Origin of the sequence: Flavobacterium flevense, assembly GCF_900142775.1 — a bacterium.
GTDB lineage: Bacteria > Bacteroidota > Bacteroidia > Flavobacteriales > Flavobacteriaceae > Flavobacterium > Flavobacterium flevense.
On the sequence record NZ_FRCC01000006.1, the window covers coordinates 177,555 to 199,308 of the forward strand.

Here is a 21,754-nt window from a genome sequence, read left to right on the forward strand (position 1 = left end):
ATTTTAAAAATATAAAAAATGAAAAGAGTAATAGTATTTATGACAGTATTGTTTATGACAGTTTCTTATGGTCAGGAGATAAAACAAGTTCCGCAAATAAGTGTTTCAGGTGAAGGAAAGGTAAAAGTCATTCCTGATGAAGCTACCATTTCAGCAACGGTTGAAACCAGAGGAAATGTTGCTAAAGATGTCAAAAAACAAAATGACGAACAAGTGGAAGCTGTTTTGAAATTAATTAAAAAAATGAATATTGCTTCCGCAGATTTCAGAACACAACGTGTGGCATTAAATCCAATATACGATAGTGAAAAAAAGAAAACTACTTATTATGCTACGCAAACTATAGAAATCATCGTTAGAGATTTAAATAAGTATGACGAATTAATGGAAGGTTTGGTTAATCAGGGAATCAACAGAATTGATAATGTGGTTTTTCAATCGTCTAAGTTAGCGCAATATGAATCAGAAGCGCGAAAATTAGCTATGAAAGAAGCAAAGCACAAAGCCGAAGACTATGTGTCTGTTTTAGGACAAAAAATAGGTCGTGCTATGACAATATCTGATAATACCCAAGTGTATAATCCGCAACCGGTATATGCAAGATTTAAAACCATGGCAATGGAAAGCGACTCAGCTGCACCAAGAGAAACCCTTGCTGCCGGAGAAATTACCATTACGGCTAATGTAAGTGTGAATTTTATATTAGAATAAATCAATGTTTGTCTAAAATTCATCAAAATTTATTCCCCAAAACCTTGAAGGGTGTAATTTTGATGAATTTTCAAGAAATTTTCCACACTTTAGGGAGGGGAAAAGAAAATTTATTTTTAGAATAAAATTCCAAATTCTGAAAATCAAAAAAGCCAGTAAAATCATTTTTTTACTGGCTTTTTTATAACAATTAAGATTAAATAAATTAATCCTGATTAGTTACTTTTCTATACGGAAAAGCATTAAAGATATGTCTTTTTGCAAATCTTGCAGGAGAATCAGCATTTACCATTTTTACATAAGTTGCTTTAGGAACACTGATGTATTCATAAACACTACCATTAGAAAAATTGATAATCAATCGGCCTTCTACAAATTTATAATCAGTAACTGTTGCAGTTGCAATAGTTTCGTTATACTCAGGTAAGTTTGCTTTAATAGTTTCAGGATTGATACTTACTAAAAAGTGGTAAGCTTCAATAATTTTTTTACTATTTTCTTCAGCCGCTTTTAAACCTTCTTCATCTCCTTGAAATTTATCAGGATGTGCTTCTTTCATCGCATTGCGATAAATGGTTTTCAAATCTTTTAGCTGTGCAGTTTTATCTACATTTAAGAGCTTGCGGTATTCAACTATTTTTTTCATAAATTATGGTAACTACTTGTCTGTTAGCATGAAACTGATATTGAGGAGTTTCAAATTCGACAATTTTTTTGCAAAGGTACACTTTTTTTTAAATTTTACTTTATCAATAAAAAAAAAGAAAAAAAGATTTTATCCCGCTAACATTCAGATTGTCAGTTGTTATTGTTCCGGCTTGTTGTTTGCTTTATCAAAGTTTTTGGATTTTTTAGGATACTGATTGTAACTGATATCACTTGGATTTTCAATCACTGATTTTATGGTAATCCAATCGCCAACAGCATGTTTCGCCTGAACCATTTTATAATCTAATAAGTATTCACCACAAAAAAAGTTGTTGTTTTCATCTTTTTCAATAACTCCTGTAAATACTCCTTTTTGTAACATCTTTCCTTCTGAAGCCTTGCTCATCGTATTTTATTTTAAAAAATTCTGCTGCAAAGTTAATCAATTATTACCGCTTTAGGCTGTTTTATGGTTTCTAAGTATCTTTGCCCTTATGCAAACAAATTTTAGACCCCATCCCAACTCTTTTAAAAATACCTTTTGTGTTTTTCACGAAGTGCTGCCTGAGGCGCTGCAAGGCTTAAAAGTTCAATTTGAAAGTAAAGCGGGAAGCCGTTATTATTATACTCATGAAGGCATGTATCGGGTTTCAAACCATTGGGGACGACTGGCTAACAGTAAATGGCGATTAGTTGCTATGGAACCGGAAACGGAATCCAAATATAAAACAGGTTTTGCAAAATGGGATTGCTTTTATCCGGATAATGCCACAGATAAATTGTATTATTTAGAAATGGATTATGATAAAAATACGGTTACTTATCAGCACAAACTAAATCCGCTTTATAATCAAAAAGCTGTGCTGCGTACCAGTCTTGAAACTACAAAAAGAATCAAGCAAGTGAGGAATTTAATTCAGCTGACTTCCTGGGCTAAACATTTTGATTGTGATGATATTGATGTTTTAAGAAGTTTAATTATCGAAGATTTAATTGATACCAATAAAACGCTGGAAGAGATTAAAAAGGAAGTGGCTCTGAAAATTTAGGTGGTTGTTATTTTGACCAAATCACTTAAGCTTATCGGTTTAGACATGTACCCCAGAATCACCGGATTATTTTTAGCCCTTTCTTTGTCTTCAATAGCTATTGAGGAACTGGAAATGTATATTTTAATTTCAGCCTGAATCTGAGGTTTTAAAATAAGCATTTCATCCATAAAACCCCATCCGTCAAGTACAGGCATTTCAATATCTAGCAGAATAATATCCGGAAAATTTCCGTTTTGGATAATAATTTCCTGGAGAGAATTAATGGCATCTTTTCCATTTGAAAAAGAATGAACATCAGAAAAAAGTTCTGATTTGCCAATAATTTTTTTCATGATGATTTGATAAATAGGATCGTCATCTACAACCCAAATGCTTTTCTGGTTCATGCAATATAAACTTTAAATGTGGTTCCTAAATTTGGCTTACTTTCAACAGTTATACTGCCTCCCATAGCATCAATCTGATTTTTTGTAATAAACAAACCAATTCCTTTAGCTTCTTTATGATTGCTGAATGTTTTATACATTCCAAAAATTTTATGCCCGTTTTTATCCAAATCAATTCCTATTCCGTTATCGGATATTTGAAGTACCGTTTTTTCATTTTCAAAATAAGAGTCAATATAAATTTCAGAATGTTTTTCAGAATGACTGTAACGAATAGCATTTGAAATAAGATTGTATAAAATACTTTCAAGATAAGCAGGATTATAATTCACTTCAATAGTATCATCAACGGAAGAAATTACAGTCACACCTTTTAATTCAATTTGGTCGCAAAGAATAGCTAATGTATTGTTGATGTATTGTTTTAAATTCAGATTTTCAGTTACAATACCTACATTCGTCTGGATATTGACCACCTCGTTGAGGTTTAACATCGTTTCATTTAGCGAATCCGAAACTGATTTTAATAATTGAATCATTTCTTCTTTTTCTTCTTCAGAATCCGAATTTTCGATCAAATCAACAATAGAGGAAATGTTGCTGGTATGTGATCTTAGGTTATGAGAAACAATGTAAGAAAAATTTAAAAGTCTCTTATTTTGTTCATTGACCAAATAAAAGGAATTGTTTAAATCTTTTTCAATTTCTTTGGTTTTGGTGATATCAATCATGATACCTCTGAGGTTTTTGGCTTTTCCATTTTCAACAATGACATTGACAATATCTCTAAGCCAGACAATAGAACCATCTTTAGCAATCATTCGATACTCAAAATCATGATTGAGTTTTTTGTTAGTTTGTTCAAAACAAAACTGTATCGTAGAATCTTTGTCTTCGTGATAAATGTGATTGGCCCAGAAGTTAGGCGTATTAATCCATTCCTGAGAAGTATAACCCAGAATATCTTCTACTTTTTTACTGATGAAACTAAATTCTAATGTTTGTGCATCACATTCCCATACAATTCCGTCAATGGTGTTAATTAGAGATTCAGTTCTTTGTTGCGAATTAAAAATAGCTTCTTCCGCCAGTTTGCGTTGGGTTACATCTTCTGCAATGGCAATATGCTTAGTGGGTGAGGAGTTAGCTTCCCAAAGAGGAGAAATGGTAAGCCTGATCCAGATGGTATCTCCTGATTTTGTAACATGTCTTCTTTCCGTTGAATATTCCCTGATAATTCCTGCTTTGAGTTTTTTAAAATTGGAAATAGACTCTTCTAAATCATCAGGATGAACAATATCCTGTATTGTTTTTTGTTTTATTTCCTGCTCTGTATAGCCCAGCAAATCACAATATTTTTTATTAGCTTCGAGAAGTTGGCCTGTAACAGTATCTACATAGGTTATTCCTACTGCGGCCTGATCGAAAACACTTTTAAACTTAATTTCATTTTTTAAAAGTTTCTCAGCTTGTTTTTTGAGCAAAATTTCTAATTCTGCTGGTTTTTTGAAGAAAGAAGTCGTTAGAAAACCAATCAGAAAAGCTAAAAATAAAGCCAGAATCCCGCGAAATATAAAAGGAAACACGAGCTCATTAGGTTTTTTATTGACAAGATAAAGTGTCCAGTCTCCGTCAGGAACAACTGAAACAACAGCGTTTTCAGGATTTAGTTTTTCTGATGTTTCGAGGAAAAAAGTTTCTTTATGAGTCAGAGGATTGACTTTTGAAATCTGGAAATAATATTTGGATCGATCAATATTTTTTATTTCCGGTTTGTTTAGCAAGGTATTAAAGCGGATAATTACTGCCGAAAATCCCCAAAAGCGATTGTTCTTGTAGATCGCTATACGACCTAAAATCCCTAAACCGCCTTGTTTTAATTCAAAAGGACCTGCAAAATACATTCTTCTGGTTTGAATAGCTTTTAAAGCCTCAAAACGGTATTTTTCATTTTTGAGAATATCAATTCCTATAGCAGCCTGATTTTCTTTTAATGGGTAGGTATAGCGTATAATTCCGTCAGGAACCAGTTGTACGGCATCTATATTATTATCTGAGGACAGAATTTTTTCACCTACTTTCTCAAAATTTTCCGGAACTCCCTTGTCATTAATGGTTAATGCCAGTGTAAGGGCATCGGCATAATTTTTTTTTAAAGATTGTTCTATACTTTTATGTATGGCCTGGATAATGCCATTCATTTCATCATGCTTAGCCTTTTTTGCAATGTGATATTGCTGATAAATTATCAAAGAAAAAATGGTACAAAAAAACAAAAAAACTACAGTCCCAATTAACTTCGGCTTCAATTTGAACCAATTGCCTGAATTTGAGTTTGATTTAATAAAATTCATTTTACAAAGGGGCTAAAAGTTTTGGTTTTTTGTCAACTAAATAATAAAATTTAAATGATAATGCAGGGAATTAATCCAAATCTATGAAAAAAAAACAAAAAAAACAGCAAATCTATTTCTTCTTTACTAATTTATAAAAAGTATAAATTCAGATGCTTTTAAAAGCATAAATAAAATTGTATTAATTGCCTGACCTTCAATTAATAGTTTATAAAAAAGATTTTGATGCTTTTAATTTGAATTTTCTATATAAAAATGGTGAACTTTGTAGCATGTATAAAACAGAAAGGATTTATTTTATTTAAATAAATAGTAATAAATTACAATCCTAAAAATGTAAAGGAGGGGAATATGGGAAGAAACAACGAAAAGAATATTAAAAAACACAATGATAAACTGCACAAAGAACAAGCTAAGACAAAGCAAGCAGCGTTATCCAGAAAAGAAAAACTGAAAGAAATAGTAAAAAAATTCAATGAAAATAATCCTCCTGCAGGAAATTAATAAAGACCACTATGGAAAACGATAAATACAATTCCTTAAAAACAGATGTTCAGGAAATAATTGATTTAATTGCCTCTAAAAATGCAAAAGAAGCTAATAATAAATTAGTAGAAGTAAGCGAATTACTGGACGAAATGTTAGATACTTCGGATGAAGACGAGGATTTAATCGAAATTAGCAAATATCAGGTTTTATTAAACCAGTTGTATCAGAGAATTATCGCTCTAAACGGGCATGTTTAAACTATTAATACTATGAAATTGTGTTATTGCAATTCGCAAAGATCATTTAAAGATTGTTGTGAACCTTATATTAAAGGAATAGAAAAAGCTCCCACTGCCCAGGCTTTGATGCGGTCGCGTTACAGCGCTTATGCCACACATGAGGCTAATTATTTAATAGCAACAACACATATCACTGAACGAAGTAACTATTCTAAAGAAGACATTCTGTTATGGGCAACTTCGAATCAATGGCAAAAACTGGAAGTACTTAATACTACCGAAAATACAGTGGAGTTTAAAGCTTACTATTTAGACCAAAATAAAAAACCGCAAATCCATCATGAAATTTCCACCTTTGTTCAGGATGAAGGAAATTGGTATTATGTGGATGGAGAATATTATTGATATTAGAAGTTGTTCAAAATTCATCAAAATTAATTCCCCAAATCCCTAAAGGGTGTAATTTTGATGAATTTTCAAGAAATTTTCCACCCTTTAGGGAAGGGGAAAAGAAAATTCTTTTTAACTTAAAATTAATAACTGTTCGCTTGAAGTACACTTTAAAATGATGTAATTTTAAAGCTATGGAAAAGAGCAATAAAAAAGGCTTCTATTTTAAACAATATCAGGCTCCCAATCAATCTCCATTTGAAAAACTTTTTGAGATTTTCAAAGAGTTAATCACTTATACTTCAGGGGATTTTGATGAAGCTATAACCTGGCTACGGGAATTAGATATCGAATATAAGTTAACCGACGAAAATTACACTATTGATGATTTTATTGAAGATCTGAAGAAAAAAGGTTACATTAAAGATGAAGTCAAAGATGACGGTACTTCTGGCTTAGGGATTACTGCAAAGACCGAAAGAGCCATCAGGCAACAAGCCCTGGATCAGATATTTGGGAATTTAAAACGTTCCGGAAATGGCAGTCATAAAACAAAACATACCGGAAACGGCGATGAGCACACGGGTGAATTCAGAGAGTTTCATTTTGGCGACAGCCTGGAAAGAATATCCCTGACGGAGAGTTTGCGCAATGCCCAGATTAATAACGGCGTTGACAATTTTATGCTGACCGAAAATGATTTAGTGGTCGAAGATACCCAATATAAGGCTCAAATGAGCACAGTATTGATGATTGATATTAGCCACAGTATGATTTTGTATGGCGAAGACCGTATCACGCCGGCTAAAAAAGTGGCGATGGCACTAGCCGAATTAATTACTACACGCTATCCTAAAGATACCTTAGATATTCTGGTTTTTGGAAATGATGCCTGGCCTATTGCTATCAAGGATTTACCGTATTTAAAAGTGGGACCGTTTCATACGAATACCGTTGCCGGATTGCAATTAGCGATGGATATTTTACGTCGAAAGCGAAATACCAACAAGCAAATTTTTATGATTACTGACGGAAAACCAAGCTGCGTGAAAGAGCGTGATGGTTCTTATTATATGAATAGTAATGGCTTAGATGAATATATCGTAGATAAATGTTATACACAGGCACAACAAGCCCGAAAATTACATATTCCCATCACCACTTTTATGATTGCAAGCGATCCTTACCTGCAAAAATTTGTCAATAAATTTACTGAAGCCAATCAGGGGAAAGCGTTTTACACCGGATTAAAAGGTTTGGGCGAAATGATTTTTGAAGATTATGAAACGAATAGGAAAAAGAGAATTAAGTAGTTTAGAAGGCAGAAGTTAGAGGTTAGAAGGCAGAAATTAGAAAAAACAGATAAGAAAAAAACTTAGAGAACTTTGCGTAAAACTTAGTGTACTCTGCGGTTAAAAATACAAAACATGAAAATAGAAAATATAAATACTTTAGGCGAATTAAAAGCTTCCGGTTACAAAAGTAAAAGTATCAAAGACGAATTACGTACTAATTTGCGTGAAAAAATAAAATCAGGGCAACCTACTTTCGAAGGAGTTCATGGTTTTGAAAACACTGTAATTCCGGAGTTGGAACGTGCTATTTTGTCCCGGCATAATATCAATTTATTAGGACTTCGTGGTCAGGCTAAAACCAGACTGGCTCGTAAAATGGTCGAATTACTGGACGAATATATTCCCTATGTGAGTGGTTCGGAAATTAATGATGATCCATTCAATCCTATTTCCCGTTTTGCCAAAGATATAATTGCGACTAAAGGTGATGAAACAGCTATTTCATGGTTGCACCGAAGTGAACGTTTTTTTGAAAAACTGGCCACTCCGGATGTTACCGTTGCCGATTTGATAGGCGATGTAGATCCTATAAAGGCAGCAAATTTAAAACTTTCGTATGCTGATGACCGTGTGATTCATTTTGGAATGATTCCGCGGGCCAATCGCTGTATTTTTGTTATCAACGAATTACCCGATTTGCAAGCCAGAATTCAGGTAGCTTTATTTAATATTTTGCAGGAAGGCGATATTCAGATTCGTGGTTTTAAGTTGCGAATGCCACTTGATATGCAATTTGTATTTACTGCCAATCCTGAAGATTATACGAATAGAGGGAGTATTGTTACGCCTTTAAAAGACCGTATAGGTTCTCAGATTTTGACGCATTATCCGGAAACTTTAAAAATTGCCCGAACGATAACGGAACAGGAAGCCAAATTAGATACTGCTCAAAATGATATAGTTTATGTGCCTTCATTAGCTAAAGATGTATTGGAACAAATCAGTTTTGAAGCCAGAGAAAGTGAATACATCGATCATAAAAGTGGCGTAAGTGCCAGAATGAGTATTACGGCTTATGAAAATTTATTGAGCACTGCTGAACGACGTGCGTTGAAAGCAGGAGTTGATAAAACAACCTTGCGTTTGTCTGATTTTATGGGTATTATTCCCGCCATTACCGGAAAAGTAGAGTTGGTTTATGAAGGAGAGCAGGAGGGAGCCGCTGCTGTTGCTGAGCATTTGATTGCTGCTGCTATAAAAACGATGTTTCCTGCTTATTTTCCTAAGATAGAAAAATTAGAAAAACCGAATGAGAAAACACCTTATTCTGATTTAATAGAATGGTTTTTTGCCGAAAGTGGTTTTGAATTACTGGATGATTGTTCGGATGAAGAATACCAACAAATTTTAGGCGCTATTGTGCCATTGGAAATTCTGGTAAAGGAGTACCAAAGCGATTTACCGAAAGAAGATAAGCTTTTTATGAAAGAATTTATTCTTTGGGGATTAGTCGAATATCGAAAATTAAGCAAAGACAGAACGGATGACGGTTATCAGTTTAAAGATATTTACGGCAGTTATATTAGTAAATTATAAAAAGAATAATGTTTTATAAAAGGATTTAGATTCGTTTCTAAATCCTTTTTTATTTATAGAAATTAAATTTTCCAAATGTAATTAGTGTCTTATTTTATTCTACATTCGTTCGCTGGCTCTACTTGGAGCTATTGACAAAATGGAAAAGAATTTTGAGGCTTTAATTGCTTCGTATATTGAGAATAAAGTGGGGGTTTCTGAACACTTTTTAAGCGATGAGTTGGCCAATAATTTAAAGCAAAATTTATTTTCCCTGAACGAACAAAGTCTGTTGAAAGAGGCGGGAACAGGAAATTCTGATGCTGTTGCTTATGACAGCGCTGTTCGAAGCGATTCCATTTACTGGTTAGATAAAAAGCATAATAATCCGTTTGAAAATGAATTTTTTAAACATATAGAGGATTTTATTCGGTATCTCAATCAAAGTTGCTACACCGGAATTACGGGTTATGAATTCCATTATTCGTTATATGAAAAAGGCGATTTTTATCTCAAACATTTTGACCAGTTTCAAAATAATTCGAGTCGGAAATTCTCAATGATTAGTTATTTAAACAGCAATTGGAAACCTGAAGACGGAGGGGAATTACTAATTCATCAGGAGCATAACAATCAAAAAATAAGTCCTGTACAAGGAAAAACAGTTTTCTTTAAAAGTGACGAATTACTTCATGAAGTTTTGCTGACTAATACTACCAGAATGAGTATTACAGGCTGGCTAAAATGTGATTAAACAAAAAGCTCCATACAATTGCTGAATGACAATTGGTATGGAGCTTTATAAAATGATTTAATCTTAGTTTTTTAAAGTCATACGACCATAATTAGCCACAACAGCTAAGCAAATTAGAGGAAGAATAAACGAGAAATTAACCTCAGGAATAAATCCTAATATTTTCACATCCGAAAATCCGGATCCGCCCCAGTCTAAAATGCTTCCTTGTAAAACCGGCATTAAAGCGCCTCCTACAATCGCCATAACTAATCCTGCTGAACCTATTTTTGCTTCATCACCCATGTCTTTTAAGGCAATTCCGTAAATGGTAGGGAACATAATGGACATAAATAACGAAATCCCTACTAAACAATACAAGCCTGCAGTTCCCGAAAGCAAAATAGTTCCAGTACAAAAAACGACACCGCCAATACCAAAGAGCATTAATATTTTAGAAGGATTGATGGTTTTCATTAAAGCTGTTCCAATCCATCTGCCTGTTAAAAAAATTATCATTGCTGAAATATTAAACCAGGAAGCCGTTAATTGTTCACTTTCAGCTAAACTTTCGTTGATATTATCCACATATTGAAAAATAAATGTCCAACACATGATTTGAGCTCCTACATAAAATGCCTGAGCAATTACTCCCTGAATATAAGTTTTATTGGCAAACAGCTTTTGGAAAGATTCAGAAATAGACATTTTATCATGATCGGCTGTTTTAGGAATTTTGGTAAAAAAAATAATTACCATAATAGCTAAAACTACTAGTCCTAAAATGATATAAGGAACACTGATAATTCCCAAATCATTTTCGCGAATACCGGCTTTTGCAGTTTCAGATAAAGTATCATAAATTAATGCTCCTGAAGCATCTTTATCGTCAGAACGCAAGGCCGAAATAACAAATTGTTGTGCCACAATCATTCCCATTAACGAACCAACCGGATTAAAAGATTGTGCTAAATTCAATCGGCGGGTGGCTGTTTCTTTATCTCCTAATGCTAGAATTAATGGATTAGATGTTGTTTCTAAAAACGCTAGTCCACAGGTGATTACCCATAAGGAAATCAAAAAGAAATTATAATCCTGATAAGCTGCTGCGGGATAAAATAAAAACGCTCCCGAAGCATACAAACAAAGCCCTAAAATAATTCCTGATTTGTAACTGTATTTTCTAATAAATAATGCTGCCGGCAATGCCATGAAAAAATAACCAAAATAGAAAGCAAACTGCACTAAAGAAGCCTGCATATTTGATAATTCGGGCATTACTTTTTTAAAGGCAGAAACCATCGGATTGGTCAGGTCATTGGCTACTCCCCAAAGAGCAAATAAGGAAGTGATGATAATAAACGGGAAAAGTAATTCCTTTTGTACTACAGGAATTTTTGAAGTTTTTGTCATTTGATATACGTTTAATAATGGTTTTTTTTGGTATGGTTTATAGGTAAAAAAAGAACAAATCATACACTAGGTATCATTTGTTCTTTTAGTTTTAATCGTTTTATTCTGTTAGTAAGGAGCGATCTAAATGAACGTAACCACCATCGCAAAAGATGAATTGTCCCGTAGTATGTGATGATCTTTCAGAAATAGTGAATAAACACGTATCAGCAATTTCGTCAGGAGTTGTCATTCTGTTTTCCAAAGGAATTTTTTTGACAATAGATTTTAATTTTTCTTCTCCGTTTTCCAATGTTTTAATCCAGGTATCATAAGCAGGAGTCCAGCTTTCGGCAATAATTATGGCATTCACTCGTATCGAATGTTTGATTAAGTCCACCGCCCATTCGCGAGTCAATCCTAAAACACCACCTTTAGCAGCAGCATAACCGGAAGTTCCGCCCTGACCTGTTAATCCTACTTTAGAGCCAATATTTAAAATAGGTCCTTTAGATTCTTTTAAGTAAGGAAGTGCGCTTTTTACGGTCACAAAGTAGCTTACCATATTCAGCTTTAAAGAATCCATAAATTCTTCGTAAGAAGCGTCTAATCCTGCTCCGTCATTAACCCCAACATTATTGATTAAAGCATCAATTCGACCATATTTAGCAACAATTTTTGCAATTGCTTCTTCAATTTGCACCGGATTTGTTACATCGGTTTTGCAAAACAAACCATCAATTCCTTGCTTCTGAATTTCTTCGATATAAGCAAATCCACGGTCGTTTCTGTCAATTACCGCCGGAATTGCACCTTCGGCAGCTAAATGTTGCAAAATAGTCTCTCCAATACTTCCTTTAAGTCCAGCCGCACCAGTAATAACGACTACTTTTCCTTTTAATCCTAAATCCATAATTTATAAATTATAAAATTTGATTGCATTCCCACCCATAATGGCATTTTGCTCTTCGGAGCTTAATTTTGCAATAAAATTGGTTACTAATTCTTTTGTTTTTGTATAATTTCCAGCCACTAAACACACCGGCCAATCGGAACCAAAAAGGATTCGGCTCGCGCCAAAAGCATCCAAAACCAATTGCATATAAGGTTCGATTTGCTCTGTAGTCCAGTTTTTGTAATCGGCTTCGGTAGTCATTCCTGATAATTTGCAATACGCATTTGGGTATTTGCCAATTGCTTTCATTAAAGCAGCCCAACCATCATAAAATCCGTCTTTTATGTAGGGTTTTGCAATATGATCGATAACGAATTTCTGTTTTGGAAAACGGCGTACTAATTCTAAAGCGGCTCCTAACTGATGCGGAAAAATCAAAATATCATAAGTGTAATTGTGTTTTTCTAAAGCAGTTATTCCGTTCCTGAAATCAGGACGCAACATAAAATTAGGATCGGCTTCCCCTTGTACTACATGTCTGAAACCTTTTAGTTTTGGAAACGCGCTGTATTGTTTTAAAACTTCATCAATATTAGAAGCTCTTAAGTCAACCCAGCCTACCACTCCTTTGATAAAGTTATTTTTTTCGGCTAAGGCCAAAAGAAAATCAGTTTCGGCAAGTGTTTGATCTGCCTGAACGGCTACACAGCCATCCACTCCGTTATTTTGATAAACCAATTGTAAATCTTCGGGCATGAAATCTTTTCGAATGATTTTCATATTATCGTCTAACCAAGCGTGTTTTTCTGCTTCGTAAACCCAAAAATGCTGATGTGAATCGATTATCATATTATTGTATTTTAAAATCTACGGTAGCTTTGATAACGCCTGTTGCAGGATTTAACCAACTGTCAAAATTAGCAATCATGTCTGTGTATGGAACAGTATGACTAATATAGGATTCGGTTGGGAATTGGTCTAAAACACTGATTACGTGTTCAAAATCTTCAGTAGTAGCATTACGGCTGCACATCAAAGTCATTTCTTTAGCGTGAATGGCAGGATGGCTATAAGTCAATTCTCCTTTGGATAAACCAACAAGCACAAAACGACCTCCGTGTGACATATAATCCGGGCAGGATTCTAAAGCTCCTTTGTGACCCGAAGCATCAAAAACGGCTGTACACAAATCACCATTAGTGATTTTAGTGATTTCTGCAACTGTATTTTCGCCCGCTTTCACGGTATAATCGACACCTATTTTTTCTTTGGCGTAAGCCAGACGCTGCTCATTCATATCAATAGCGATTACTTTAGCACCGACAATCTGGGCCAGTTTCATAATCCCAATCCCGATAGGACCGCAACCTACAACTGCCACCGTTTCTCCGGGAACAATAGCTGCTCTGCGAATAGCGTGAGCACCAATAGCCAATGGTTCTACGATTGCCATTTGGTCATCAGATAAATTATTAGCCGGCAAAAGGATAGAAGCAGGGACTGTAATTTGTTCCTGCATTCCACCATCGGTATGAACGCCTAAAACTTTGATATTGGTACAGCAGTTTGTTTTTCCGTTTCGGCAGGCAATACAAGTTCCGCAGCTTACATAAGGCATTACCACCACGTTGTCTCCGGCTTTAATTCCTCTGGGGTTTTCTCCAATTTCTAAAACGGTAGAAGCTAATTCGTGACCTAAAATTCGGGGATAAGTGAAAAAAGCCTGATTTCCGCCATAAGCGTGTAAATCAGTACCACAGATTCCTACTTTGTTGATTTGTAATAATGCTTCGTTTTCTTTTCTGACAGGCGCTTCTTTTTCTTTTAAAATAAATTCGCCCGGTTTTTCGCAAACTATATATTTCATATTGTAAAAATTATTTATTCTGTTCTAACGTTTGAACAACTTGGAATAAAAAAACACAACTGTAAGGAATTGTGTTTCATTAAAATTTCTATTTTTGTTCAATCGATTGAACAAATATAAAAACTAAGTTGGAAAATAAAAAAAAATCCACAATAAAAGATATTGCTGCCGTACTAGGTTTAACACCTTCGGCGGTTTCTAAAGCATTGAATGATCATCCCCGAATTAGTGATAAGACTAAAAAGGCTGTGAAGGAAGCGGCAATTCAGCTGGATTATCAGCCTAATTACTTGTCGAGTGCTTTGAGAAAAGGAAAAAGCAATTTGGTGGGTGTGATTATCCCGCGTGTAAACAGTCACTTTTTTTCTTCGGTAGTGGAGAATATTGAAAAAGTACTGAATTTAAACGGCTACAATATCATTATGACACAGTCTAATGAATTGTATGCCAAAGAATGTCAGGAAATTGATACCTTATTAAAAATTCAGGTAGATGGCATTATTGCTTCAATGGCCAATGAAACTACCGATTTAGAATATTACCAAAAAATAAAATCTAAAGGCACCGAACTGGTTTTGTTTGACAGAGGCGAAGAGGAGCTCAATGTAGATTATGTAGGGATTGATGATTATAAAAGTAGTCATCTGGTTGTCGATCATCTGGTTTCTCAAGGCTGTAAACGAATTGCTCATATTGCAGGATTTAATCATATCCGGATTTATAAAGAAAGAATCCGGGGTTATAAAGATGCGCTGGAAAAATGGAATTTAGCCCTTAAGTACAATTGGATTATAGAAAGTAATTTGCGAATTGAGGATGGACGTCGCATCATGCAGCAATTATTAGATGCTCCCGAATGGCCTGACGCTGTTTATGTGGCAGGTGATATTGCGGCACTTGGTGCTTTGCAGGTACTTTTAGAAAATAATATTAAAGTTCCTGAGGAAATAGCCCTGATTGGTTTTAGTGATGAGCCTTTTACTTCGCTGACGCAGCCTTCTATTTCAACAATAAACCAGCATAGTGATCAAATAGGGAAATTAGCTGCCGAAGCTTTTTTAGAACGAATTAATAATCCGAAGAAGAAAACGGTTAACCGGATTATTCTGCAACCCGAATTGATTATCAGGCAGTCTTCCAGTAAGCTTTTGAAATAATTTGGGACCTAGATTTTGGAATACAAATTGAAGAAGTATAATTGATTTTTACAAGTGGGATTTGTACAAAAGTACCGCAGATTCGCAGATTTTATTGTATATAAATTGGAACACAAATGGAAGAAATATGACTGATTTTCTCGAATGGGTTTCATGAAAAATTATCACAGACTCGCAGATTTTATTGTTTTTTATTTTAAAAAATCTGCGAATCTGCGGTAAAATAATTTCGAAAATACAATTAAATACTAGTTTAAGTAATGTGATTTAAAAAACTGGTATTGTGTATTTTATTGGTATGTTATAAAAATAGTAATAACAAAAAAAATGTCTTTTAAAATAAAGTGCCTTGTTCAAAAGTAGGCTTTGGATTATTCTTAAATTCAAAATGTTCGATTATTTCAAACTGTCTCATTTCAGGATTAAAACAACGGAGTGTAATTCTGTTACAAACAAAATTTAAATCGATAGGTTCCGAAAATAACCGATAGGCTGTTGCAATGTTTTCAGGACTTAATTTACGTCCAATAGATAAGTGAGGCTCGCTGCTTTTTATAATTGTTTTGGCACGAAAAGATTGGTTGACGTGTTTCATTATTTTTTTCAAATCTATTTTCGAAACAGCATCCGGAGCTATAAAAAATGCACCATTAGGATAATTGTCAAATGCATTCAGGTGAACATGAACTGGTTTTAAACTTTCAGCAATTGTTTCAAGTTGCTTTTTTAGGATTTCAATTTCGTTATCAGAAGTCATGAATTCATTGATGGTAATGTGTGCCAAGGAGTTTTTGCTATTGAACCAGTCAATTTCATTGAATAATGCTTCTTTCATTGTTTTGACTGTAATGATAATTGCCTCGGGCGGACTTATAACCACTGAATATTTATTTTGCATTTGTTATATTTTAATAATACAATCTAAAGTCTAGAAATTTACAAAGCGCATAGTGTTTTTGATGCAATATTTCTACAATTTCAATCACATCATCTTCTTCCTGACACAAGCAAAAAAAGGCTTTGTCTAAATGAATACTATCTACTTTGCTGCATTTTGCACCATAACCTGATAATGCTCTGGCACCCGTAATATCAAGAAAATACTGTGCTTCATCGGGAGTTAAATCCAGCTTTTTTTTATTCGAAAAATGAATTATTTTCCCTTTTAATTTCCCTTCAAAGAGTTCGGCGATTTCTTCAAAACTATAATAATAATCGTGTAAACGGATGTTGTTTTCCTGACCGGGCATTACTAAATAAATAATTTCGTAATCCTTAAAATTGTGATCATCGTATAGTAAGGCACTCAGACTTTCTTCAAGTCCTTCAATAGTATCACAGGTTTTATGGATACTGGCAATGTGATAATCGAATGCCAGTTGTTCCAGATTTTTGACTACTTCGGTAATAGGATTAATTTCTATGTCAGGAACTCCTTCGAGACAAAAAATAAAGGACTCATTCAGCATGCAGTTTAGTTTTTAAATTGTTTGAGTACTACAAATGTATCATTTTATTGAAACTCAATCTGTTCAAATGAGCAGTAATTTTATCTTTTTTAAGTCATTTGGAATAATTAATAAGGGTATTGGATGGATAAAATCAATAGCAATAGTAACTTTGTAATCCTAAAAATGAAGCTATGAGACTTTCTATTCTGGATTTATCGATTGTTCCAAAAAATGGTGACCGTCATCAGGCTTTAATGAATACCCTTGAAATAGCCAAACAGGCTGATGAATTGGGGTATACCCGTTTTTGGGTAGCAGAACATCATGCCACGGGAGCCGGAGCCGGACGTAGTCCCGAAGTGATGATGCCTTTTATTGCTGCTCATACCCGAAAGATTAAAGTGGGTTCAGGTGCAATATTGTTAAACCATTACAGCCCGTTTAAAGTGGCTGAAATTTTTAATAGTATGGAAGAATTGTTTCCGGGCAGGATAGATATGGGAATAGGAAGAGCATCAACGGGTACTATTAGCGATGTGGCTTTACAGCGCCATCGTTCAGTTAGTGTTAAAAAAGGGGATGATTCTAAAAATCAGATAGTAGAACTACTGAATTGGATGCATCAGAATTTTGAAGAAGAAAATCCGTTTTCGGAAATAAAATCCCATAATAATGGAACTTTACCTGATTTCTGGTTGTTAGGTTCCAGCTCTTGGAGTTCAAAAACGGCTGCACATCTGGGCTTGAGATATGTTTTTGCAGGATTTATTAATCCGGCTATGTCTTTTAATATTGCACAAAATTACCATCAGGAGTTTAAGGCTTCTGATAATTCCGGAAAACAAAAACCAGAATTAATGTTAGCACTTAATGTTTTTGCTGCCGAAACAGAGGAAGAAGCACACCGAATGACTGCTCCTTTTCAGTTATTTGAATATCGGTTAAAAACCGAAGGAGATACTCAGAGTTTGTTAGAAGACGAAGAAACGGCACTGGCAATATTAGGCAACAGATTTCGTTCGCCTGAAATTAACCTGATTGATCCCAGACAACCACCGCGGTTTTTAGCAGCAACTCCTGATAAGTTATATGATTGGATCAATAAGATTGCTGCAGTTTTTGGAGCTAATGAGATTATGATACAAACTATCACCGGTAACCATCAGGCTCGTTTAAAATCACATCAGTTACTGGCAGATGTATTTTTGAAAAATACTTAGAGCCTGTATAAAATTCATCAAAATTAATTCCCCGACCCTAAAGGGTGTAATTTCGATGAATTTGGAATAAAATTTCCACTCTTTTAGGGTTGGGAAAAGATTTTTAAATAAAATCTAAACCAGTCCTTAGAATTAAAAATATATTAATAACCCGCTTAAATAAGAAATATGAATCCGTTAGAATTAGCCCAAATACGATATTCTGCTAAAAAATTTGACAGCAGTAAAAAAATACCTCAGGAAATTATTGATGATCTTAAGGAAATTCTGCGTCTTGCACCATCCTCTATAAACATACAGCCTTGGAAATTTACCTTTGTTCAAAATCCGGAGATTAAAGAAAAACTGGCTGCTGTTTCGATGCACAATGTTGAAAAAGTAAATCAGGCAGCTTTAGTTGTTGTATTTAGTGTAGCTGATGATTTAGATGCTTTTCAGGATGTAGTCAATAGTGGTGTGTTATCAGACAGGCATAGGGACTGGTATAACAGCCTGAGGAAAAACATGCCCGAAGCAGATTTAAAATCATGGATGGCAAAGCAGGTTTATATTGCTTTGGGTGTCGGGTTAAACGCTTCAATAGCCTTAGGTCTGGATGCAACTCCGATGGAAGGAATAGAAACGGATAAATACGCTGCTATTTTAAATATGACTACTTATAAACCACTTTTTGCTATGGCTGTAGGTTATGCAGCAGCAGACGATCACAACCGACTTGAAGTTACCCCTAAATCCAGACGACCTTTGGACGATGTAATCGAAAGTATCTAGGTTTATGAATCTGAAATCTATTTCATATAAATAAAGTAGCTTATAATATTAGTTGTTTTTACGTAGTTTAATCCTTTTTTTTTCTAATAAAATCAGCATTATTTTATTAATGATAAAAAATAATGCTTTTTTTTATCAAAAAAATGCAACCGATTGTGTAAATTTTGTATGTTTGTAATATTAAATTTTACTGCGTTTCAATTGGGGAGATATTATTTTCTTTAAAGAATATAAAAAGAGATACAGAGTTTGATATTTATTAACCAACTAAATAATATTTATGACGAACTTTTATTTTTAAAAGTAAATCAAAGCCTATAGGGTATTTCTGCTTTTTTGTTTTGATGTATGTTTTGCATACGCCACAGCAGGTAATCAGAACTATTGAGGCTTATCATTAGTCCAGTACCACAGGGTCAGATAGTAAGATATTTTATTAATCCCAATAAAAAAACACGAGCGATCTTTTCTATTGGTATTAATTTCTTTTAATAAATGTGTGTTTTAGTTAGTATTTTTTGGTTTTTTTAAAGTCGGGAGCTGGTTACTCCCGACTTAAATTTTTTTGCCTTTTTTTATAAGTGTTTTAGTAACACGTATAAATAAAGGATATATTAGCTTAAAGCAAAAGTGATAAAAAAAAATATGAAAAAAATAGTAGTACTTAATTTCTTTATAGGGCTTTCGTTCATTTATTCTCAGGATACTACCAGACTTAAACTTTGGTATAATGAACCTGCGGGTAAAACTTGGGAAAATGCTTTGCCTATAGGTAATGGCTTTTTAGGTGCTATGGTGTATGGCAATGTTGAGCAGGAAATTATCCAGCTGAATGAAAATACAGTATGGAGTGGAGGACCTAATAGAAATGATAATCCAACTGCTTTAGCTGCTTTACCGGAAATTAGAAAAATGATTTTTGATGGAAAACATAAGGATGCTGAAAAATTAGCCAATGATAAATTTATTTCAAAGAAGTCTCACGGACAGATGTTTCAGCCAGTAGGAAGTCTTAATTTGAATTTTGAAGGACACGATACATATTCTGATTACAAGCGAGAACTTAATATAGAAAACGCCATTTCTAAAACCAGTTATAAAGTTGATGGTGTAACTTATACAAGAGAAGCTTTTGTTTCATTTTCAGAAAGAGTGATAGTGATTCATCTTACAGCAGATAAAAAAGGGAGTATTTCATTTAATGCAAGTTATACTTCGCCTCATAAAATTAAAAACTTTGCAGTAAGCAATTCAAAAGATCTTGAAATTACAGGAACTACCAGTGATCATGAAGGAATAAAAAGTTTGGTAAATTTTAAAGGTATAAGCCGTATAAAATTAAATAACGGAAAATTAGAGAAAAATGATAATTCTCTTATTGTAAAAAATGCCGATGCGGCTACTATTTTTATATCAATAGCTACAAATTTCAATAATTATAATGATGTTAGCGGAAATGAAGCAAAACGTGCCGCTGATTATATGAATTCTGCTTTTGGGAAATCGTATGAAACAATTAAAAAGAAACACATTGCTGCTTATCAAAAGTATTTCAATCGGGTTAAATTAGATTTAGGAACTACTCCGGCAGCTGATTTACCAACAGACGAGCGTTTGAAAAATTTCAGAAGTACTAATGATCCACAATTTGTAGCATTATATTACCAGTATGGTCGCTATTTATTGATATCCTCTTCACAGCCTGGTGGACAACCGGCTAATTTACAGGGGATTTGGAATAACAGTCTTACTCCGGCATGGGACAGTAAATACACGATTAATATCAATGCGGAAATGAATTATTGGCCTGCCGAAAAAACCAATCTTTCAGAATTGCATCAGCCTTTTTTACAAATGGTAAAAGACTTAGCGGTTACGGGACAGGAAACTGCTAAAACCATGTATGGAACAAGAGGATGGATGGCACATCATAATACTGATATTTGGCGAGCTACCGGTGCAGTAGATGGCGCTTTCTGGGGATTGTGGACTGCTGGTGGCGGTTGGGCAAGTCAACACTTATGGGAACATTATCTTTATAAAGGAGATAAAGAATATTTAGCATCTATATATCCTGTACTAAAAGGTGCAGCTTTATTTTATGTGGATTTTTTGGTAGAACATCCTAAATACAAATGGATGGTTGTAAATCCCGGGAATTCTCCTGAAAATGCTCCGCAAGCTCATAATGGTTCCTCGCTTGATGCGGGAACAACAATGGATAACCAAATCGTTTATGATGTTTTTTCAACTACAATTCGCGCAGCACAAATTTTAAAAGAAGATGCTACTTTAATAGATACACTGAAACAGTTACGCAGCCGATTGGCTCCTATGCATGTGGGAAAACACAATCAGCTTCAGGAATGGCTGGATGATATTGATGATCCTAAAGACAATCATCGTCACGTTTCTCATCTTTACGGATTGTTTCCATCTAATCAAATTTCGGCATATAAGACCCCTGAATTGTTTGCTGCTTCCAAAAATACTTTGCTTCACCGTGGCGATGTATCCACGGGTTGGAGTATGGGCTGGAAAATTAACTGGTGGGCAAAATTGCAAGATGGAAATCATGCTTACTCACTTATTAAAAATCAACTAACACCTTTAGGAGTAAACAAAGGAGGCGGGGGAACCTATAATAATCTTTTTGATGCACATCCGCCATTTCAGATTGATGGAAATTTTGGATGTACTTCGGGAATTACTGAAATGTTAGTTCAAAGTTCAGATGGAGCTATTCATTTGCTTCCCGCTTTGCCTGATGTTTGGTCAGAAGGAAATATTCAAGGAATACGCGCCAGAGGAGGATTTGAAATTGTTGAAATGCAATGGAAAGATGCTAAACTTACTAAATTAGTTGTCAAATCAGCATTAGGTGGGAATTTAAGATTGCGTTTGCCAAATGATATGAAACAAAAATCAGGTGCTGAATTAGTAATGGCAAATGGAGAAAATCCGAATCCCTTTTATTTTGTTGATGAAACGGCAGCAGCCATTATATCTGATAAATCTACTATAAAGCCACTTGAACTTAAACCTACCGTTTTAGTTGATATTGCAACAAAAAAAGGAAGTGTTTATACCTTAGTTAGTAAATAAAACAATTTTATAAAATTCTAAAAT

The 21,754-nt window shown here is 34.3% G+C and carries 22 protein-coding genes; 12 read left to right on the forward strand and 10 right to left on the reverse strand.

Going from position 1 to position 21,754, the window contains the following annotated elements; genetic code table 11:
- Positions 1-18: 18 nt before the first annotated feature.
- Entirely contained in the window at positions 19-711 is a 693-nt protein-coding gene (locus BUB89_RS11745; RefSeq protein WP_073245290.1) for an SIMPL domain-containing protein, read from the forward strand.
- Positions 712-916: 205 nt separating this feature from the next.
- Here BUB89_RS11745 and BUB89_RS11750 read toward each other — a convergent pair whose 3' ends face one another.
- Positions 917-1,357 carry a KTSC domain-containing protein gene (locus BUB89_RS11750; RefSeq protein WP_071185640.1) on the reverse strand — a complete coding sequence of 147 codons (441 nt, stop codon included), beginning with the start codon at positions 1,355-1,357 and terminating at the stop codon, positions 917-919.
- A gap of 159 nt (positions 1,358-1,516) precedes the next feature.
- Positions 1,517-1,765, reverse strand: coding sequence for a hypothetical protein (locus BUB89_RS11755; protein WP_073245291.1), 249 nt, complete (start codon positions 1,763-1,765; stop codon positions 1,517-1,519).
- 88 nt (positions 1,766-1,853) lie between these two features.
- On the opposite strand from BUB89_RS11755, the gene BUB89_RS11760 reads away from it, so the two are divergent.
- Complete coding sequence (locus BUB89_RS11760; protein WP_073245293.1) at positions 1,854-2,408, forward strand: hypothetical protein; 555 nt, start codon at positions 1,854-1,856, stop codon at positions 2,406-2,408.
- Here BUB89_RS11760 and BUB89_RS11765 read toward each other — a convergent pair.
- Positions 2,405-2,797: a response regulator gene (locus tag BUB89_RS11765; protein WP_073245295.1), complete on the reverse strand. Its 393-nt coding sequence runs from the start codon at positions 2,795-2,797 to the stop codon at positions 2,405-2,407. The genes BUB89_RS11760 and BUB89_RS11765 overlap by 4 nt on opposite strands.
- Entirely contained in the window at positions 2,794-4,998 is a 2,205-nt protein-coding gene (locus tag BUB89_RS11770; protein WP_159434576.1) for a sensor histidine kinase, read from the reverse strand. The genes BUB89_RS11765 and BUB89_RS11770 overlap by 4 nt, the downstream gene beginning before the upstream one ends.
- A gap of 504 nt (positions 4,999-5,502) precedes the next feature.
- On the opposite strand from BUB89_RS11770, the gene BUB89_RS18165 reads away from it, so the two are divergent.
- The 6 genes from BUB89_RS18165 to BUB89_RS11795 all read left to right on the forward strand — a co-directional run bounded on the left by BUB89_RS18165 (position 5,503) and on the right by BUB89_RS11795 (position 9,893).
- Positions 5,503-5,655 (forward strand): hypothetical protein, encoded by a 153-nt coding sequence (locus BUB89_RS18165; RefSeq protein WP_170215508.1) that lies wholly within the window; start codon positions 5,503-5,505, stop codon positions 5,653-5,655.
- An 11-nt stretch (positions 5,656-5,666) separates the two neighbouring features.
- Entirely contained in the window at positions 5,667-5,897 is a 231-nt protein-coding gene (locus BUB89_RS11775) for a hypothetical protein (RefSeq protein ID WP_073245300.1), read from the forward strand.
- Positions 5,898-5,909: 12 nt separating this feature from the next.
- Positions 5,910-6,284 carry a YchJ family protein gene (locus BUB89_RS11780; protein ID WP_073245302.1) on the forward strand — a complete coding sequence of 125 codons (375 nt, stop codon included), beginning with the start codon at positions 5,910-5,912 and terminating at the stop codon, positions 6,282-6,284.
- A 179-nt stretch (positions 6,285-6,463) separates the two neighbouring features.
- Positions 6,464-7,582: a vWA domain-containing protein gene (locus BUB89_RS11785; protein WP_073245303.1), complete on the forward strand. Its 1,119-nt coding sequence runs from the start codon at positions 6,464-6,466 to the stop codon at positions 7,580-7,582.
- A 114-nt stretch (positions 7,583-7,696) separates the two neighbouring features.
- A complete protein-coding gene (locus tag BUB89_RS11790) occupies positions 7,697-9,160 on the forward strand; it encodes an AAA family ATPase (protein ID WP_073245304.1) in 1,464 nt (487 codons plus the stop codon).
- A gap of 139 nt (positions 9,161-9,299) precedes the next feature.
- A complete protein-coding gene (locus tag BUB89_RS11795) occupies positions 9,300-9,893 on the forward strand; it encodes a 2OG-Fe(II) oxygenase (RefSeq protein WP_073245305.1) in 594 nt (197 codons plus the stop codon).
- A gap of 63 nt (positions 9,894-9,956) precedes the next feature.
- On the opposite strand, the gene fucP is transcribed toward BUB89_RS11795, so the two are convergent.
- The 4 genes from fucP to BUB89_RS11815 all read right to left on the reverse strand — a co-directional run bounded on the left by fucP (position 9,957) and on the right by BUB89_RS11815 (position 14,026).
- Positions 9,957-11,285, reverse strand: a complete 1,329-nt coding sequence (fucP, locus tag BUB89_RS11800; protein WP_073245307.1) for an L-fucose:H+ symporter permease — start codon at positions 11,283-11,285, stop codon at positions 9,957-9,959.
- Positions 11,286-11,385: 100 nt separating this feature from the next.
- On the reverse strand, positions 11,386-12,177 hold the full coding sequence (locus BUB89_RS11805; RefSeq protein WP_073245309.1) for an SDR family oxidoreductase: 792 nt from the start codon (positions 12,175-12,177) through the stop codon (positions 11,386-11,388).
- A 3-nt stretch (positions 12,178-12,180) separates the two neighbouring features.
- Entirely contained in the window at positions 12,181-13,008 is an 828-nt protein-coding gene (locus BUB89_RS11810) for an amidohydrolase family protein (protein WP_073245311.1), read from the reverse strand.
- Between the two features lies 1 nt (position 13,009).
- Complete coding sequence (locus BUB89_RS11815; protein ID WP_073245312.1) at positions 13,010-14,026, reverse strand: zinc-binding alcohol dehydrogenase family protein; 1,017 nt, start codon at positions 14,024-14,026, stop codon at positions 13,010-13,012.
- Positions 14,027-14,154: 128 nt separating this feature from the next.
- On the opposite strand from BUB89_RS11815, the gene BUB89_RS11820 reads away from it, so the two are divergent.
- The gene (locus BUB89_RS11820) at positions 14,155-15,183 is read left to right on the forward strand and encodes a LacI family DNA-binding transcriptional regulator (RefSeq protein ID WP_073245314.1); all 1,029 of its coding nucleotides are present in this window, start codon (positions 14,155-14,157) and stop codon (positions 15,181-15,183) included.
- A gap of 334 nt (positions 15,184-15,517) precedes the next feature.
- On the opposite strand, the gene BUB89_RS11825 is transcribed toward BUB89_RS11820, so the two are convergent.
- Both BUB89_RS11825 and BUB89_RS11830 read right to left on the reverse strand, forming a co-directional pair.
- A complete protein-coding gene (locus BUB89_RS11825; protein ID WP_073245315.1) occupies positions 15,518-16,081 on the reverse strand; it encodes a 2'-5' RNA ligase family protein in 564 nt (187 codons plus the stop codon).
- A gap of 10 nt (positions 16,082-16,091) precedes the next feature.
- Positions 16,092-16,652, reverse strand: a complete 561-nt coding sequence (locus BUB89_RS11830; RefSeq protein ID WP_073245318.1) for a DUF6642 family protein — start codon at positions 16,650-16,652, stop codon at positions 16,092-16,094.
- A 173-nt stretch (positions 16,653-16,825) separates the two neighbouring features.
- Between BUB89_RS11830 and BUB89_RS11835 the strand changes: the two genes are divergently transcribed.
- From BUB89_RS11835 to BUB89_RS11845, 3 genes are all read left to right on the forward strand, one after another.
- Positions 16,826-17,854 carry an MsnO8 family LLM class oxidoreductase gene (locus BUB89_RS11835; RefSeq protein WP_073245321.1) on the forward strand — a complete coding sequence of 343 codons (1,029 nt, stop codon included), beginning with the start codon at positions 16,826-16,828 and terminating at the stop codon, positions 17,852-17,854.
- Between the two features lie 168 nt (positions 17,855-18,022).
- The gene (locus BUB89_RS11840) at positions 18,023-18,625 is read left to right on the forward strand and encodes a nitroreductase family protein (RefSeq protein ID WP_073245323.1); all 603 of its coding nucleotides are present in this window, start codon (positions 18,023-18,025) and stop codon (positions 18,623-18,625) included.
- Between the two features lie 645 nt (positions 18,626-19,270).
- A complete protein-coding gene (locus BUB89_RS11845; RefSeq protein ID WP_073245325.1) occupies positions 19,271-21,730 on the forward strand; it encodes a glycoside hydrolase family 95 protein in 2,460 nt (819 codons plus the stop codon).
- Positions 21,731-21,754: the final 24 nt, after the last annotated feature.

What these genes read in the sequence shown, in the direction of transcription:
- BUB89_RS11815 (WP_073245312.1), bottom strand. Translation starts at nt 14,026, where the DNA reads ATGAAATATATAGTTTGCGAAAAACCGGGCGAATTTATTTTAAAAGAA.
- BUB89_RS11780 (WP_073245302.1), top strand. Translation starts at nt 5,910, where the DNA reads ATGAAATTGTGTTATTGCAATTCGCAAAGATCATTTAAAGATTGTTGT.
- BUB89_RS11825 (WP_073245315.1), bottom strand. Translation starts at nt 16,081, where the DNA reads ATGCAAAATAAATATTCAGTGGTTATAAGTCCGCCCGAGGCAATTATC.
- BUB89_RS11810 (WP_073245311.1), bottom strand. Translation starts at nt 13,008, where the DNA reads ATGATAATCGATTCACATCAGCATTTTTGGGTTTACGAAGCAGAAAAA.
- BUB89_RS11745 (WP_073245290.1), top strand. Translation starts at nt 19, where the DNA reads ATGAAAAGAGTAATAGTATTTATGACAGTATTGTTTATGACAGTTTCT.
- BUB89_RS11795 (WP_073245305.1), top strand. Translation starts at nt 9,300, where the DNA reads ATGGAAAAGAATTTTGAGGCTTTAATTGCTTCGTATATTGAGAATAAA.
- BUB89_RS11750 (WP_071185640.1), bottom strand. Translation starts at nt 1,357, where the DNA reads ATGAAAAAAATAGTTGAATACCGCAAGCTCTTAAATGTAGATAAAACT.
- BUB89_RS11760 (WP_073245293.1), top strand. Translation starts at nt 1,854, where the DNA reads ATGCAAACAAATTTTAGACCCCATCCCAACTCTTTTAAAAATACCTTT.
- BUB89_RS11840 (WP_073245323.1), top strand. Translation starts at nt 18,023, where the DNA reads ATGAATCCGTTAGAATTAGCCCAAATACGATATTCTGCTAAAAAATTT.
- BUB89_RS11755 (WP_073245291.1), bottom strand. Translation starts at nt 1,765, where the DNA reads ATGAGCAAGGCTTCAGAAGGAAAGATGTTACAAAAAGGAGTATTTACA.
- BUB89_RS11775 (WP_073245300.1), top strand. Translation starts at nt 5,667, where the DNA reads ATGGAAAACGATAAATACAATTCCTTAAAAACAGATGTTCAGGAAATA.
- BUB89_RS18165 (WP_170215508.1), top strand. Translation starts at nt 5,503, where the DNA reads ATGGGAAGAAACAACGAAAAGAATATTAAAAAACACAATGATAAACTG.
- BUB89_RS11790 (WP_073245304.1), top strand. Translation starts at nt 7,697, where the DNA reads ATGAAAATAGAAAATATAAATACTTTAGGCGAATTAAAAGCTTCCGGT.
- BUB89_RS11765 (WP_073245295.1), bottom strand. Translation starts at nt 2,797, where the DNA reads ATGAACCAGAAAAGCATTTGGGTTGTAGATGACGATCCTATTTATCAA.
- BUB89_RS11835 (WP_073245321.1), top strand. Translation starts at nt 16,826, where the DNA reads ATGAGACTTTCTATTCTGGATTTATCGATTGTTCCAAAAAATGGTGAC.
- fucP (WP_073245307.1), bottom strand. Translation starts at nt 11,285, where the DNA reads ATGACAAAAACTTCAAAAATTCCTGTAGTACAAAAGGAATTACTTTTC.
- BUB89_RS11805 (WP_073245309.1), bottom strand. Translation starts at nt 12,177, where the DNA reads ATGGATTTAGGATTAAAAGGAAAAGTAGTCGTTATTACTGGTGCGGCT.
- BUB89_RS11830 (WP_073245318.1), bottom strand. Translation starts at nt 16,652, where the DNA reads ATGCTGAATGAGTCCTTTATTTTTTGTCTCGAAGGAGTTCCTGACATA.
- BUB89_RS11785 (WP_073245303.1), top strand. Translation starts at nt 6,464, where the DNA reads ATGGAAAAGAGCAATAAAAAAGGCTTCTATTTTAAACAATATCAGGCT.
- BUB89_RS11845 (WP_073245325.1), top strand. Translation starts at nt 19,271, where the DNA reads ATGAAAAAAATAGTAGTACTTAATTTCTTTATAGGGCTTTCGTTCATT.
- BUB89_RS11770 (WP_159434576.1), bottom strand. Translation starts at nt 4,998, where the DNA reads ATGAATGGCATTATCCAGGCCATACATAAAAGTATAGAACAATCTTTA.